Here is a 14996-nt window from a genome sequence, read left to right as displayed (position 1 = left end):
GAATCTTCCTCCTTCGTCTTCTGACTTATCGTTGCCGCGCGGCTTCGCGCACGGCATTCCAGATCTTCAGCGCATCGACCGTCGCCGCAACGTCGTGCACGCGCACGATCGCCGCCCCGCGCTCAACCGCGCACAATGCAGCCGCCACGCTCGCCGCGACGCGCTCCATCGGCGGCTTGCCGCCGATCACCGCGCCGAGCATCGACTTGCGCGACATGCCCGCGAGTATCGGATACGCGCGCCCGTCGGGCCGTGCGGGCGCCGTGTCCGGCAACGCGGCCAGGAGCGCATAGTTGTCGTCGACGACCGCCTTGCCGAATCCGAAGCCGGGATCGACGCAGATCCGCTCCGGTGCAATCCCGGCATCGCGCAGCGCCTGTGCGCGCTCGGCGAGAAAATCGCGCACGTCGGCCACGACGTCGCCGTAATCGGGTTCGCCGGCCTGCATCGTTTGCGGCTCACCCAGCATGTGCATCGCACACAGCCCGCAGTTGCCGTCTCGCACCGCATCGATCGCGCCCGGCTGGCGGAACCCCCAGATGTCGTTGATCAGGTCGGCGCCTGCGGCCAGCGCCGCACGCATCACGGCCGGCTTGTAGGTATCGATCGACAGCGGCACGTTCAGCGGCCGCAGCGCTTCGACGAGCGGGATCACGCGCGCGAGTTCCTCGTCGAGCGGCACGGGCGGCGCGCCGGGGCGCGTCGATTCGCCACCGATATCGAGGAGGTCCACGCCTTCGGCAATCATCCGCTCCGCCTGGCGCAGCGCATCGTCGCGCGCGAGGAAGCGGCCGCCGTCGGAGAACGAATCGGGCGTGGCGTTGAGAATGCCCATCACGAGCGGGCGTTCGAACGTCAGTTCGAAGCGGCCGCACTGGAGTGGCGCGGGAATGAATGGAAAAACAGCGGGATCGGACACGAGCAACTGGCGTGAATGAATGCAAAACGGGCCGGTGTGAAGCCACACCAGCCCGTGAAAGGCACCAAAGCGGAGATTATGCCGCCGGCGTAGCAGGCGCCGGCGCGGTGCCGGGCTTCACCTCGGCGCTGCTGCCACCACCCGACGAATCGCCGCCGACAGCCGGCGAGCTCTTCGGGGAACGCGGCGGACGGCCGTCCATGATGTCGTTGATCTGATCGGCGTCGATCGTCTCCCACTCCATCAGCGCGGCAGTCATCGCCTCGACCTTGTCGCGGTTCTCTTCGAGCAGGCGCCGCGCGAGGTTGTACTGATCGTCCAGCACGCGGCGGATTTCCGCGTCGACCTTCTGCTGCGTCGCTTCCGAGATCGTGCGCGTGAAACCGCGGCCGAACGGCGACGCATCGTTCTCGTCGTCGACGTAGACCATCGGTCCGAGCGCATCGGTCATGCCGAAGCGGGCGACCATCGCGCGCGCCGTCTGCGTTGCCTTGTTGAAGTCGTCCGATGCGCCGGTGCTGACGAGATTCATGAACAGCTCTTCCGCCACCCGGCCACCGAACAGGATCGCGAGGCGATCCAGCAGGTAGTCCTTCGAGTACGTTTCGTTGTCATGCTCCGGCAACTGCCACGTGACACCCAGTGCACGGCCGCGCGGGATGATCGTGACCTTGTGCACGGGGTCTGCCTTCGGCAGCAGCTTCGCGACCACCGCGTGGCCCGACTCGTGGTAAGCGGTTGCGCGCTTCGCTTCCTCGCGGATCACGGCCGACTTGCGCTCCGGACCCATGAAGATCTTGTCCTTCGCATCCTCGAAATCCTGCATCTCGACGATACGCTTGCCGCGGCGTGCCGCGAACAGCGCAGCCTCGTTCACGAGGTTCGCGAGATCGGCGCCCGAGAAGCCCGGCGTGCCGCGTGCAATGACTGCCGCATCGACGTCGTTCGCGATCGGTACCTTGCGCAGGTGCACACGCATGATCTGCTCGCGGCCGCGGATGTCCGGCAGGCCGACGTAGACCTGGCGGTCGAAACGGCCCGGCCGCAGCAGCGCCTTGTCGAGCACGTCGGAACGGTTGGTCGCAGCGATCACGATCACGCCCGAGTTCGCCTCGAAGCCGTCCATCTCGACCAGCATCTGGTTCAGCGTCTGTTCGCGTTCGTCGTTGCCGCCGCCCATGCCGGCGCCGCGATGACGACCGACCGCGTCGATTTCGTCAATGAACACGATGCACGGTGCATGCTTCTTCGCCTGCTCGAACATGTCGCGCACACGGGCCGCGCCGACGCCGACGAACATTTCGACGAAGTCCGAACCCGAGATGCTGAAGAACGGCACCTTCGCTTCACCCGCGATCGCGCGAGCGAGCAGCGTCTTACCGGTACCCGGCGGCCCGACGAGGAGCACGCCGCGCGGAATGCGACCGCCCAGCTTCTGGAATTTCTGCGGATCGCGCAGGAAGTCGACGAGCTCGGACACTTCTTCCTTCGCTTCGTCGCAGCCCGCGACATCGGAGAAGTTCACCGCGTTGTTGTTCTCGTCGATCAGCCGCGCTCGCGACTTGCCGAACGAAAAGGCACCGCCTTTGCCGCCCCCCTGCATCTGCCTCATCATGTAGAACCAGAACACGATGATCAGGATCGTCGGCCCGAGGTAGTACAGCGCGGACATCAGCGCGTTCGGCTCGTCATCGGCCTTGCCGCTGACCTGCACGCCGTACTTCATCAGATCGCCGACCATCCAGATGTCGCCGGGCGACACGATCTGGTATTTCTGGCCATCAGCCGGAGTGACGGTGAGGTTGCGCCCCTGAACGATGACGTTCTTGACCTTGCCGTTCTTGGCGTCGTCCATGAACTGCGAATAGGACACGCCTTCCTGGACGCGGGGCTTGTCGAACTGCTTGAACACCGTAAACAGCACCAGTGCGATCACTAGCCACACCGCTGCCTTCGAAAACATATTGTTGTTCAAAGCACCACTCCTTCACTCGTAGACGAGCGCCTACATTTTCCTTGCGGCGCCCCTCGGTCATTCTAATCCAGTCCGACCACCCTCGCCATAAGCATTGACAACCGCCGCGATAGCGCTTCGCTTGTCTGGCAAGGGCCGGAGCCCGTTTGCGGCACCCCGTCGCGCATCAGCGCGGACGTTTCAGATGCCGACCCAAAATGAACGTTTCGGACGATTTGTCGCGGGACGCCTTCGGCTTGCGCGGCGCGACGGTCTTAAACTGCTGTTTGAATTTCTCGACGATCTGGCTGTAGCCGCTGCCGTGAAAGCATTTCACGAGCAGCGCACCGTCCGGCTTCAGATGATTCTGCGCGAATTCGAGCGCCAGATCGCAGAGATGCTCGATGCGCGCCGCGTCCGCCGAGGCCACGCCGGAAAGGTTGGGGGCCATGTCGGAAATAACAAGGTCCACCGCGCGCCCTTCGAGCACTTCCTCGAGCTGGTGGAGCACTTCATCCTCGCGGAAGTCACCCTGGAGGAAGTGGACGTCGGCGATCGGCTCCATCGGCAGGATATCGAGCGCAACGATCGTGCCGTCGATGCCGCCTTCGCGCTCCGCGTCACGCTTCTTGCCCTGCGCGAGCTTGTTGCGGGCATACTGGCTCCAGCTGCCCGGCGTCGCGCCGAGGTCGACGATGACCTGACCCGGACGGATCAGCTTGTCCTGCTCGTCGATTTCCTTCAGCTTGTACGCGGCGCGCGCGCGATAGCCCTCCCGCTGCGCCATTTTGACGTAGGGGTCGTTGATGTGGTCGTGCAGCCAGTGCTGGTTGAAGCGGTTTTTTGCCATTCGAGAGAGAGATTGCTGCCAATTGCTTCGTGAAGCCGCGCTTTTAGCGGATAATACGCGTCTTCTTCGCGCGGCTGCGGCCCCTTTTCAGGCCCAAGCCGCGATTTTACGTGGTTTCGGCGCACGGCTGACGCGGTAACTTCCCGCGATTGCTTTCCAGTCAGCGCGCCCTTATTTAGATTTCGACATTTCCATGCCCGCCCTTTCGCTTTCTCCCGCCGAGCGCTCCGCGCTGCGCTCCCAGGCCCATGCGCTCAAGCCCGTCGTGCTGATCGGCGCCGAAGGGCTGACCGAAGCCGTGCTGAAGGAAATCAAGGTGCACCTCGACGCGCACCAACTGATCAAGATCCGCGTGTTCGGCGACGAGCGCGACGAGCGCATCGCAATCTACGACGAGATCTGCGATCGCCTGAGCGCGGCGCCGATCCAGCACATCGGCAAGCTGCTGGTGATCTGGAAGCCCGAAGCCGCCGCAGCGGCCCCGGCCCGCGGCCGTCGTGCCGGCACCGTGCCGAGCGCGGCTGAAGCCGTCGACGACAAGAAAGGCCGTGCACCGCGCACCGTCAAGGTCGTCAAGGTGTCGCCGAACGCGAGCCCCGTGCGCCGTCCGAAGCCGACGAAGGTCGTCGTGCGCGGCAACGAGCGCGTGACGGCAGGCGGTAACGTGAAGCGCGCCAAGAAGCGCCAGGCCAGCACCAAGCGTCCGTTCCAGGACAAGTAAGCACCGGGGTGGCACGGCTACGCCGTACCGCCACCCTGCCCGCGGGCCCGGCATCGACCGGGCCTGCGTGGCACTCGCCTCAGGCGTCGCGCGCCGGCAAACGCCAGATCAGCATCAGCCCCAGCACGCTCTCGACGAGGTAGAACACGCTCGAGACGCCGTGCAGCATCCCGAAGCGGCTCGCATACGGCGAGTTCGCGATATCCGTGCCCGCGTCCATCGCAGCCACCCGCAGCGCGTTCATGAACGGCTGCAGCGCGAAATACCCGACCAGCACGCACACGACCATCGCGGCGACGATCCAGCGCACGCGGCGATAGTCGCTACTGCCGCGCCGCACCTGCTGGTTCGACAACGCGAGCAGCAGCACGCCGCACACGACGCCGAGGATTGCCTCGATACGGAACAGCTGGGCGGCGACCGAACCGGCCGTCATCCGCTCCAGCGTCTTGAACAGCACGGGCGCGACCGCATACCCGATCGTCAGCAGGCTGCCGACCCACACGGCCGACAGCAGACGGAACACGCGATGCGGCATCACGTCGCCCCGCTTCAGATGTAGCTGACCGAGATGATTTCGTACTCGCGCACGCCGCTCGGCGCCTGCACGGCAGCGACGTCGCCTTCGGACTTGCCGATCAGCGCGCGCGCGATCGGCGAGCTGACCGAGATCAGGCCGTGATCGATATCGGCTTCGTCGTCACCGACGATCTGGTACTTGACGGTGTCGCCCGACTCGAGATCCTCGAGTTCGACGGTCGACGCGAAAACCACACGGCCTTCGGCATCGAGCACGGTGGGATCGATGACCTGCGCGGCCGACAGCTTCGATTCGAGTTCCGCGATACGACCCTCGATGAAGCCCTGCTTTTCCTTCGCGGCATCGTATTCGGCGTTTTCGGACAGGTCGCCCTGTGCGCGGGCCTCCGCGATCGCGTTGATCACGGCCGGCCGCTCGACGGACTTGAGGCGCTGCAATTCATCGCGCAGGAGTTCTGCGCCACGCTTTGTCAACGGAATGGTGCTCATAAACGGCTCAATCGCTAAAAACGGCTTTAAAAAAAATCACCGCGATTAAGCGCGTTTCCGATGAACCGGAAACACCGCTTAACCGCGGCACGTATTGCTTCGACAGGAAACTGACCGCTTAGTTTAGGCGAGCGTGAAGACCTTGTAAATCATAGACTTCCAGATCCTTCAGGTAGCGCAAGCCTTCAACCGCCGCGCGCGCGCCCGACATCGTCGTGTAGTACGTGACCTTGTGCGCCTGCGCGCTCATGCGGATCGAACGCGAATCGGCGATCGCCTGGCGCGTTTCGTCGACCGTCGTGAACACGAGTGCGATCTCGCCGTTCTTGATCATGTCGACGATGTGCGGACGGCCGTCCTTCACCTTGTTCACGACCTTCACCGGCACGCCGGCCGCTTCGATCGCGGCAGCCGTGCCCTTGGTCGCGACGATCGGGTAGCCGAGGTCGTGCAGCATGCGCGCGACTTCGACTGCCTTCGGCTTGTCGGCGTCCATCACGGTCAGCAGCACCGTGCCCGACTCCGGCAGGCGCGAGCCGGCCGCGAGCTGCGACTTGAACAGCGCTTCGCCGAACGTCTGGCCGACGCCCATCACTTCGCCGGTCGAACGCATTTCAGGCCCGAGGACCGGATCGACGGTCGGGAACTTGACGAACGGGAACACCGCTTCCTTCACGCTGAAGTACGGCGGCTCGACTTCCTTCGTCACGCCCTGCTGCGCGAGCTTCTGGCCGACCATCGCGCGCGCCGCGATCTTCGCGAGCGGCAGGCTGGTCGCCTTCGACACGTACGGCACCGTGCGCGATGCGCGCGGGTTCACTTCCAGCACGTAGATGATGTCCAGCTTCGAACCGTCCGCCTGCGGCACCTGCTGGATCGCGAACTGCACGTTCATCAGGCCGACCACGTTCAGCGCCTTCGCCATCGCGCCCGTCTGGCGCTTCAGCTCGGCCACGGTTTCCTTCGACAGCGAGTACGGCGGCAGCGAGCATGCCGAGTCGCCCGAGTGGACGCCCGCCTGCTCGATGTGCTCCATCACGCCGCCGATGAACACGGCTTCGCCGTCGCAGATGCAGTCGACGTCGCACTCGATCGCGTCGTTGAGGAAGCGGTCGAGCAGCACCGGCGAATCGTTCGACACCTTCACGGCCTCGCGCATGTAGCGCTCGAGGTCGCGCGGCTCGTGGACGATTTCCATCGCGCGGCCGCCGAGCACGTACGACGGGCGCACGACCAGCGGATAGCCGATTTCCTCGGCGAGCTTGAGCGCTTCGTCTTCCGCGCGCGCGGTGCGGTTCGGCGGCTGGCGCAGGCCGAGGTCCTGCAGCAGCTTCTGGAAGCGTTCGCGGTCTTCGGCCGCGTCGATCATGTCCGGCGACGTGCCGACGATCGGCACGCCGTGCGCCTCGAGGTCGAGCGCAAGCTTCAGCGGCGTCTGGCCGCCGTACTGGACGATCACGCCGACCGGCTTTTCCTTGTCGACGATCTCGAGGACGTCCTCGAGCGTCAGCGGCTCGAAGTACAGGCGGTCGGACGTGTCATAGTCGGTCGACACCGTTTCCGGGTTGCAGTTGACCATGATCGTTTCGTAGCCGTCCTCGCGCATCGCGAGCGCCGCATGCACGCAGCAGTAGTCGAACTCGATGCCCTGGCCGATCCGGTTCGGGCCGCCGCCCAGCACCATGATCTTCTTGTTGGTGGTCGGCTGCGCCTCGCACTCTTCCTCATAGGTCGAGTACATGTACGCGGTTTTCGTCGCGAATTCCGCCGCGCAGGTGTCGACGCGCTTGTAGACCGGGCGCACGTTGAGTTCGACGCGGCGCTTGCGGACGTCTTCCGGCGTCGCGCCGAGCAGCTTCGCGAGGCGGCGGTCGGAGAAGCCGCTCTGCTTCAGGTAGCGCAGTTCGTCGAACGACAGCGACGCGAGCGTGCGGCCGCCGAGCGCCTTTTCCTTCAGGATGATCTGCTCGATCTGCTCGAGGAACCACGGGTCGATCGCGGTTTCCGCGAAGATTTCCTGGGCCGTCATGCCGATGCGGAATGCATCACCGACGTACCAGATGCGGTCCGGGCCCGGCTCGTGGATCTCGATCGCGATCTCGTCGCGGTTGGTCGACTTCTCGTCGAGACCGTCGACACCGACTTCGAGGCCGCGCAGCGCCTTCTGGAACGATTCCTGGAACGTGCGGCCGATCGCCATCACTTCGCCGACCGACTTCATCTGCGTCGTCAGGCGCGAATCGGCTTCGCGGAATTTCTCGAACGCAAAGCGCGGGATCTTCGTGACGACGTAGTCGATCGTCGGCTCGAACGACGCCGGGGTCTGGCCGCCGGTGATTTCGTTCTTCAGTTCGTCGAGCGTGTAGCCGACGGCCAGCTTCGCCGCGACCTTCGCGATCGGGAAGCCCGTTGCCTTCGATGCGAGCGCCGACGAACGCGACACGCGCGGGTTCATCTCGATGACGACCATGCGGCCGTCCTTCGGGTTGATCGAGAACTGCACGTTCGAGCCGCCCGTGTCGACGCCGATCTCGCGCAGCACCGCGAGCGACGCGTTACGCAGGATCTGGTATTCCTTGTCGGTGAGCGTCTGCGCCGGCGCGACCGTGATCGAGTCGCCGGTGTGCACGCCCATCGGGTCGAGGTTCTCGATCGAGCAGACGATGATGCAGTTGTCGGCGCGGTCGCGCACGACTTCCATCTCGTATTCCTTCCAGCCGAGCAGCGACTCTTCGATCAGCAGTTCGCGCGTGGGCGAGAGATCCAGGCCGCGCTTGCAGATTTCCTCGAACTCTTCGCGGTTGTAGGCGATGCCGCCGCCCGAACCGCCGAGCGTGAACGACGGACGGATCACGACCGGGTAGCCGCTGCCGCCCGTCTCCGCCATGATCTCGGCGTGCACCTTGGTCGCCTCTTCCATCGAGTGCGCGATGCCCGACTTCGCGGAACCGAGACCGATCTTGGTCATCGCTTCCTTGAACTTCTGGCGGTCTTCCGCCTTGTCGATCGCTTCCGGCGACGCGCCGATCAGCTCGACGCCGAACTTCTCGAGCACGCCGTGGTGGTGCAGGTCGAGCGCGCAGTTCAGCGCGGTCTGGCCGCCCATCGTCGGCAGGATCGCGTCCGGGCGCTCCTTCTCGATGATGCGCGCGACGACTTCCCACGTGATCGGCTCGATATAGGTCACGTCGGCCGTGTTCGGGTCGGTCATGATCGTCGCCGGGTTGCTGTTGACGAGAACGACCTTGTAGCCCTCCTCACGCAACGCCTTGCAAGCCTGCGCGCCCGAATAGTCGAACTCGCACGCCTGGCCGATGATGATCGGGCCGGCGCCGATGATGAGGATGCTCTTGATGTCTGTGCGTTTTGGCATGGCTTGTGAATTCAATAAGTAATCGTTGTCGTGGGTCGGCCGGCTGCGCTCAGCTCATCGTGGCGAGCGCAAGCTTCACCGAGAATCCGATGAACAGGCCGCCCACGCTGCTCGCCGCGCCTGCTGCAAGCTTGCGGCGGCGGCGGAAGTGCTCGGCGAGCCGCGCACCCGCGAAGATCAGCGTGCTCAGGTACAGGAAGCTCGCGCATTGCGCGATCGCCCCGAGCACGACGAACGACAGTGCGGGATGCGGGAATGCCGGGTCGACGAACTGGATGAAGAACGAGATGAAGAACAGGATCGCCTTCGGATTCAGCAGGCTCACGATCAGCGCTTTCCGGAACGGCCGCTCGCCGTCGACGGCCGGCGGTGCATCGACCGGCACATCGCCACGCGCGCGCAGCTTGCTCCACGCGCTGCGCAGCATCCCGGTGCCGATGTACAGCAGATACGCGGCGCCGCCGTACTTGACGACGGAGAACAGCAGCGGATTCGCCTTCAGCAGCGACGCGACGCCGGCGGCGGACAGCACCATCAGCACCGTATCGCCGACGAACACGCCGCACGCCGCCCGATAGCCGGCCTTCACGCCGCGCTGCGCCGCGAGCGACAGCACGTACATCGAGTTCGGCCCCGGCAGCAGGATGATGAAGATCACGCCGAACACGTAGGTCCAGATATCCGTGATGCCGAGTGCGTGGCCGAACATGATGCGAATCTCCCGAGCTTCAGTTGCGTCGTTGACGTTAGGCGTTGCGCTGCTTCGCCGCGTCCATCAGCGCGGTGAAACGGTCGAACAGATAGCCGATGTCGTGCGGGCCGGGCGACGCTTCCGGGTGGCCCTGGAAGCAGAATGCCGGCTTGTCGGTCAGCTCGAAACCCTGCAGCGTGCCGTCGAACAGCGACACGTGCGTCACACGCGCATTCGCCGGCAGCGAATCCGCATCGACCGCGAAGCCGTGGTTCTGCGACGTGATCACGACACGGCCGTCGCCGAGATCCTTCACCGGGTGGTTCGCGCCGTGGTGGCCCGTCTTCATCTTCAGCGTCTTCGCGCCGACCGCGAGGCCCATGATCTGGTGACCCAGGCAGATGCCGAAGGTCGGCACGCCGCGCTCGATGAATTGCTTCGTGGCCGCGATCGCGTAGTCGCACGGTTCCGGATCGCCGGGGCCGTTCGACAGGAAGACGCCATCCGGATTGAGCGCGAGCGCATCTTCCGCGCTTGCCTGGGCCGGCAGCACCGTCACGTGGCAGCCGCGCTCCGCGAGCATGCGCAGGATGTTGTACTTGACGCCGAAATCGTAGGCGACGACGCGGTACTTCGGCGCTTCCTGCATGCCGTAGCCGCCTTCGAGGCGCCATTCGGTCTGCTTCCACTCAAACGGCTTCGTGGTCGACACGACCTTCGCGAGATCCATGCCCGCGAGACCCGGGAACGAACGCGCGAGCTCGATTGCCTTCGCTTCGTCGTCCGAGCCCGTCAGGATGCAGCCGTTCTGCGCGCCCTTGTCGCGCAGGATGCGGGTCAGCTTGCGGGTGTCGATACCGGCGATCGCGACGACGCCTTCTTCGCGCAGGTAATCGCCGAGCGTGCGGTCCATGCGGAAGTTCGATGCGAGCGAGGGCAGATCACGGATGATCAGGCCGGCGGCATGGACTTTCGTGGCTTCGACGTCTTCGGCATTGACGCCGACGTTGCCGATATGCGGATAGGTGAGCGTGACGATCTGGCGCGAGTAGCTCGGATCAGTCAGGATTTCCTGATAGCCGGTGATCGCGGTATTGAACACGACTTCGCCGATCGTATGGCCTTCGGCCCCGATCGAATAACCACGAAAGACCGTGCCGTCGGCGAGTGCAAGCAAGGCGGGAGTAAAAGACGGCAACACGGGAGGCTCCTTGGGGAACACCCTGCTGCCGACCTGTTTACCCTGCCGCGCGAGCGCCGCGCTGCGTGAGCGCGCGTGGTCGCTTGCTGGACGCGGCCTGCGCTGTCGAGACGCGAACCCGGCGCGTGGCGCACGAGGCTTCGCGGCATCGCCCGGCAGGCGGCGTGCGGCGGATGAACGGGATGAATGAGGTAGGCGCTAGGGTGCGAGGTTGATCAGCACAAACTTTCAAATTATAGCCTGAAAATGGCCCTATCTTCAATTGATATGGCCGTCCGATCGTGCGCATGCCGCGCCCGGCGACGCGACGCAATGCGCTGCGGCCCCATTTACGCGGCCGCCCTGCCCCCAGCGTACCGCCGGATCAGTGCGCTTGACCAGCGCCGCGCGCAGGCCAGACGTACCAGAGCGCACTCGCGAGCTGCAGCGCGAGCAGCACGCCCCATGCGGTGAAGTGTGCGGCGGCCGGATAGTGGCCGTCGACCGCGGGCCAGTGCGACAGCACCGCGCCGACACCGATCTGGAACGCAAAGATCAGCAGGAAGATCACGAGCGTGAGCGTCGTGTTCGCGCGACCGATCAGGTGAGCGGGAAAATGCCCGGCCATCACCGCGTAGGTCAGGATGCCGACGCCGCCGAACATCCCGTATGCGGCCCACAGCACGGCGGGCGGCAACGGCACGTGCGCGACGATCGCGGCCTGCGTCGCGACGAACAGCGCCATGCCGACCCCGCAGAACGCATACACGGACACGCCGCGCCGCTCGAGCACGCGCGCGGCAGCGCCGAAGCCGACGCAGCCGGCCATCATCGCGAAGCCGAGCACCGACACGAGGCGCGCGGCATGCGGCGCATCGAACCCGGCGACGTCGCGCAGGTACGGCCCGACCCACAGCGACTGCATCGCGTAGAACACGCCCTGCGTGACCACGGAGAACGACGAGATCTTCCAGAACGCACGGCTGCTCAGGATATGCCACGTGCCCTTGAACTGGCTGACGATCCCGCCCTGGTGGCGCACCTGCTTCGCTTCCGGCGCGCCTAGCCCGATCGCCGCCGCGACAATCACCGTCAGCACCGCGAGGCCGAAACAGATCGCGCGCCAGCTCGTCCAGCCGAGCAGCCAGGTCAGCGGCGAGCCGACCATCACGCCGCCGAGGCCGCCCACGGCCATCACGAGGCCGTTGACGAGCGGCAGCCGGCCCACCGGGAAATGCTGCGCGAGCGCCTTGAACGCCGCGCCGAGACACACCGATACGCCGACACCGATCAGCAGCCGGCCGACCATCATGGTGCCGAGACTGTGCGCGGCGCCGAACACGGCCGCACCGGCGGCCGCGAACAGCAGCATGCCGGCCGTCACGCGCCGCGGGCCGAAGTGGTCGAGCATCACGCCGGCCGGGATCTGCGCGCCGGCGAAGCCGAGGAAATACAGACTGGTGAGCAAACCGAGATCGGCGGCCGACAACCCGAGCTCGTGCGTGACGAACGGCGCGAAGCCCAGATTGACGCCGCGAAACACATACGACACGAAATACCCGACCGAAAACAGCGCGAGCACCCTCACCTGCACCGACGACATCCCTTCCCCTTGTTATATGTAGACATTCACGGCGGCGCCCCGCGCCGCGCACAAACAAAAACGCCGTCACCTCGGTGACGGCGTTTCGTCGCATTTCGTCGGATGATAGCGCAATCGCGCGAACCGGGCCGGCCGCACGATGCGCTCGCGAGTGCGTTACTTCTTCTTGCCCTTGTGCGCTGCAGCCTTGGCCGGCGCCGCCTTCGCCGTTCTGGCTACCGGCTTTGCCGCGCCGCGCTTCGCGCCGTGCGACTTGCCGCCCACCGCCAGGCTCGCGCGCTCGATGTGCGCACCGCCGGCCGACGTCGCGATCCGCTCCGGACCGGGTTCCGCCGGCACCGAACGGCCGACCGGCACGTGCAGCACGAGCGCCTGGCCCGGCATCACGAGATCGCGGTGCGTGCGGTTCCACGCCTTGAGCTGGCCGACCGACACGCCGTAGCGGCCGGCGATCGCCGCCATCGACTGCTTGCGGCGCACGCGGATCAGCATCTTGCGTGTGTCGGGCACATCGGGTTCCATCGCGAGCACGCCGTTTTCGGCGACGTCGGCGCTGATGTCCTCGTCGTCGTCATTGCCGCGCGGCACGACGATCGTCGAGCCGGGCTTCAGGCGCATACCCGCCGGAATCTTGTTGATCGACATCAGCGTATCGGCGTCCACGCCGATCTTCTCCGCGATCGCGGCCGGCCGCGCACGTTCGCTGACCGTATAGGTGGTCCACGACGAGAGCTGGCCGTTGTACGCCTTCAGGTTCTTCTCGAACGCCGACGCGTTGTCGAACGGCAGCAGGATCTGCGGCTCGGTCGCGCCGAGGATCACCGGCTTCGAGAACGACGGGTTCAGCGAGCGGAATTCGTCGAGCGACAGGTTCGCGAGCTTCGCCGCCACCGCCACGTCGATGTCGCGCGACGTCGTGACCGTCACGAAATACGGGTGGTTCGGGATGTCCGGCAGGGCCAGGCCATACTGCTGCGGATTCGCGATGATGTTCTTCACCGCCTGCAGCTTCGGCACGTAGTTGCGCGTCTCGTTCGGCATGCGCAGGCTCAGGTAGTCGGTCGGCAGGCCGGCCGCCTGGTTGCGCGCGATCGCGCGCTGCACGTTGCCCTCGCCCCAGTTGTATGCGGCCAGCGCGAGATACCAGTCGCCGAACATGTCATGCAGGCGCGACAGGTAGTCGAGCGCGGCGCTCGTCGACGCGAGCACGTCACGGCGCTCGTCCTGCCACATGTTGCGCTTCAGGTTGTACGTGCGGCCCGTGCCGGGCATGAACTGCCACATGCCGGCCGCCTTCGCGACCGACAGCGCCTGCGGGTTGTACGCGGACTCGATGAACGGCAACAGCGCGAGCTCGGTCGGCATGTGACGCGCCTCGAGTTCCTCGACGATGTGGTACAGGTACTTCTGCGAGCGCTCGGTCATGCGCTGCACGTAATCCGGGCGCTGCGTATACCACGTGGTCTGCATGTCGACGAGGTCGGTCTGCAGGTCGGGCATCTGGAAACCGCGGCGGATGCGACCCCAGAGATCGGAATCCGCGCTGGTCAGATCGCCGACGGATTGCTTGTCGACGTCGACAGTTTCTTTGGCGGTGGCTGATTTACGGAGGTAGGTGGACGTCGCCTGCGAATCGGCGGCGTTGTTGGCGACAGGGGCCTGGCTCGCACAAGCGGCGAGCAGCAGAACCACCATCGCACTCAATATAAGTCGCATGAAATTCTCTGCTTCCGACGGCTGGAAATTGCAGGCGATACTACGGAAGTGCGTGCTTCACGTCAATAAAAACACCGAAAACTCAGCGAAATCCTACATTTGGAGCAATTTTTACAGGCACCGCATGAGCTTTGGAGTCCTCCGGAAATCATCATCGGAACCGGTTTTTCCACTCGCGCATCAGCGTGAACGCCGTCAGACGATCCGGCACTGTTTCGTGCAACTCGGCCTCGAGCGTCGCGCGGATCGCATCGCTGTCCGCACGCATGAACGGGTTAACGGCACGCTCGTGCGCGATCGTAGTGGGGAGTGTCGGCACGCCGCGCGCGCGCAGCGCCTGCGCGTCGTCGCGCCACGTGGCGAGCGCCGCATTGCCGGGTTCGCACGCGAGCGCGAAGCGGATGTTGGACAGCGTGTATTCGTGCGCGCAATGCACGTGCGTGTCGCCCGGCAGTGCCGCGAGCGCGTCGAGCGATGCGAGCATCTGCGCGGGCGTGCCTTCGAACAGGCGCCCGCAACCGCACGAGAACAGCGTGTCGCCGCAGAACACGTGCGGCGCCGCGTTGCCCTGCCCGGCCGCCTGGAAATAGGCGATGTGGCCGCGCGTATGGCCCGGCACGTCGAGCACGTCGAACGCGACGGCCGGCGCGTCGAGCGTCACGCGCGCGCCGCCCGAAAGCGGTCGCGTGACCACGCCGATCGCCTCGGCAGCGGGGCCGTAAACGGCGAGCGGAACATCGTCCGGTTGGCCATCGCGCAGTGCCGCGACACCGCCGACGTGGTCGGCGTGATGGTGCGTGAGTAAAATAGCGGTCAACCGCCAGCCTCGCTCGGCTAGAACCCGGCGCACCGGCGCGGCTTCACCCGGATCGACGGCGATCGCATCGCGGCCGTCCGAGACGAGCCAGATATAGTTGTCATCGAATGCCGGAACCGGCACGTATTCCAGCTCGTTCATGG

12 protein-coding genes are annotated in these 14996 nt (G+C 65.4%); 1 reads left to right on the top strand and 11 read right to left on the bottom strand.

What is annotated here, in order from left to right; translation table 11 throughout:
* Positions 1-25: 25 nt before the first annotated feature.
* The 3 genes from folP to ACPTTC_RS06715 form a co-directional block, all read right to left on the bottom strand.
* On the bottom strand, positions 26-925 hold the full coding sequence (folP, locus tag ACPTTC_RS06725; RefSeq protein WP_423393322.1) for a dihydropteroate synthase: 900 nt from the start codon (positions 923-925) through the stop codon (positions 26-28).
* Between the two features lie 70 nt (positions 926-995).
* Positions 996-2894 (bottom strand): ATP-dependent zinc metalloprotease FtsH, encoded by a 1899-nt coding sequence (gene ftsH / locus ACPTTC_RS06720; RefSeq protein WP_175967564.1) that lies wholly within the window; start codon positions 2892-2894, stop codon positions 996-998.
* Between the two features lie 166 nt (positions 2895-3060).
* On the bottom strand, positions 3061-3723 hold the full coding sequence (locus tag ACPTTC_RS06715; protein WP_046545366.1) for an RlmE family RNA methyltransferase: 663 nt from the start codon (positions 3721-3723) through the stop codon (positions 3061-3063).
* Positions 3724-3916: 193 nt separating this feature from the next.
* Here ACPTTC_RS06715 and ACPTTC_RS06710 point away from each other — a divergent pair, with 193 nt between their 5' ends.
* Positions 3917-4444 carry a YhbY family RNA-binding protein gene (locus tag ACPTTC_RS06710; protein ID WP_423391929.1) on the top strand — a complete coding sequence of 176 codons (528 nt, stop codon included), beginning with the start codon at positions 3917-3919 and terminating at the stop codon, positions 4442-4444.
* 79 nt (positions 4445-4523) lie between these two features.
* Here the strand turns inward: ACPTTC_RS06710 and ACPTTC_RS06705 are convergent, their stop codons facing one another.
* From ACPTTC_RS06705 to gloB, 8 genes are all read right to left on the bottom strand, one after another.
* Positions 4524-4982: a DUF4149 domain-containing protein gene (locus ACPTTC_RS06705; RefSeq protein WP_046545365.1), complete on the bottom strand. Its 459-nt coding sequence runs from the start codon at positions 4980-4982 to the stop codon at positions 4524-4526.
* A gap of 14 nt (positions 4983-4996) precedes the next feature.
* A complete protein-coding gene (gene greA, locus ACPTTC_RS06700) occupies positions 4997-5473 on the bottom strand; it encodes a transcription elongation factor GreA (RefSeq protein WP_057927897.1) in 477 nt (158 codons plus the stop codon).
* Positions 5474-5591: 118 nt separating this feature from the next.
* Positions 5592-8846, bottom strand: a complete 3255-nt coding sequence (gene carB / locus ACPTTC_RS06695) for a carbamoyl-phosphate synthase large subunit (RefSeq protein WP_226197935.1) — start codon at positions 8844-8846, stop codon at positions 5592-5594.
* 49 nt (positions 8847-8895) lie between these two features.
* Positions 8896-9555 carry a leucine efflux protein LeuE gene (gene leuE / locus ACPTTC_RS06690; RefSeq protein WP_423391928.1) on the bottom strand — a complete coding sequence of 220 codons (660 nt, stop codon included), beginning with the start codon at positions 9553-9555 and terminating at the stop codon, positions 8896-8898.
* Between the two features lie 37 nt (positions 9556-9592).
* A complete protein-coding gene (gene carA / locus ACPTTC_RS06685) occupies positions 9593-10738 on the bottom strand; it encodes a glutamine-hydrolyzing carbamoyl-phosphate synthase small subunit (RefSeq protein WP_175967548.1) in 1146 nt (381 codons plus the stop codon).
* Positions 10739-11102: 364 nt separating this feature from the next.
* Positions 11103-12320 carry an MFS transporter gene (locus ACPTTC_RS06680; RefSeq protein ID WP_423391927.1) on the bottom strand — a complete coding sequence of 406 codons (1218 nt, stop codon included), beginning with the start codon at positions 12318-12320 and terminating at the stop codon, positions 11103-11105.
* A gap of 156 nt (positions 12321-12476) precedes the next feature.
* Complete coding sequence (locus ACPTTC_RS06675) at positions 12477-14036, bottom strand: transglycosylase SLT domain-containing protein (protein ID WP_423391926.1); 1560 nt, start codon at positions 14034-14036, stop codon at positions 12477-12479.
* 151 nt (positions 14037-14187) lie between these two features.
* On the bottom strand, positions 14188-14994 hold the full coding sequence (gloB, locus tag ACPTTC_RS06670) for a hydroxyacylglutathione hydrolase (protein ID WP_423391925.1): 807 nt from the start codon (positions 14992-14994) through the stop codon (positions 14188-14190).
* Positions 14995-14996 lie beyond the last annotated feature (2 nt).

Source organism: Burkholderia mycopellens, assembly GCF_964265025.1.
Classification (GTDB): domain Bacteria; phylum Pseudomonadota; class Gammaproteobacteria; order Burkholderiales; family Burkholderiaceae; genus Burkholderia.
The sequence above is the reverse complement of the archived record's forward strand: the minus strand, read 5'-3'. Positions and strand labels throughout refer to the sequence as shown.

Excerpts from the sequence above, each read along its gene's own strand:
- ACPTTC_RS06705 (WP_046545365.1), bottom strand. The coding sequence starts at position 4,982 with ATGCCGCATCGCGTGTTCCGTCTGCTGTCGGCCGTGTGGGTCGGCAGC.
- leuE (WP_423391928.1), bottom strand. The coding sequence starts at position 9,555 with ATGTTCGGCCACGCACTCGGCATCACGGATATCTGGACCTACGTGTTC.
- ACPTTC_RS06680 (WP_423391927.1), bottom strand. The coding sequence starts at position 12,320 with ATGTCGTCGGTGCAGGTGAGGGTGCTCGCGCTGTTTTCGGTCGGGTAT.
- greA (WP_057927897.1), bottom strand. The coding sequence starts at position 5,473 with ATGAGCACCATTCCGTTGACAAAGCGTGGCGCAGAACTCCTGCGCGAT.
- gloB (WP_423391925.1), bottom strand. The coding sequence starts at position 14,994 with ATGAACGAGCTGGAATACGTGCCGGTTCCGGCATTCGATGACAACTAT.
- ACPTTC_RS06715 (WP_046545366.1), bottom strand. The coding sequence starts at position 3,723 with ATGGCAAAAAACCGCTTCAACCAGCACTGGCTGCACGACCACATCAAC.
- carB (WP_226197935.1), bottom strand. The coding sequence starts at position 8,846 with ATGCCAAAACGCACAGACATCAAGAGCATCCTCATCATCGGCGCCGGC.
- ACPTTC_RS06675 (WP_423391926.1), bottom strand. The coding sequence starts at position 14,036 with ATGCGACTTATATTGAGTGCGATGGTGGTTCTGCTGCTCGCCGCTTGT.
- ACPTTC_RS06710 (WP_423391929.1), top strand. The coding sequence starts at position 3,917 with ATGCCCGCCCTTTCGCTTTCTCCCGCCGAGCGCTCCGCGCTGCGCTCC.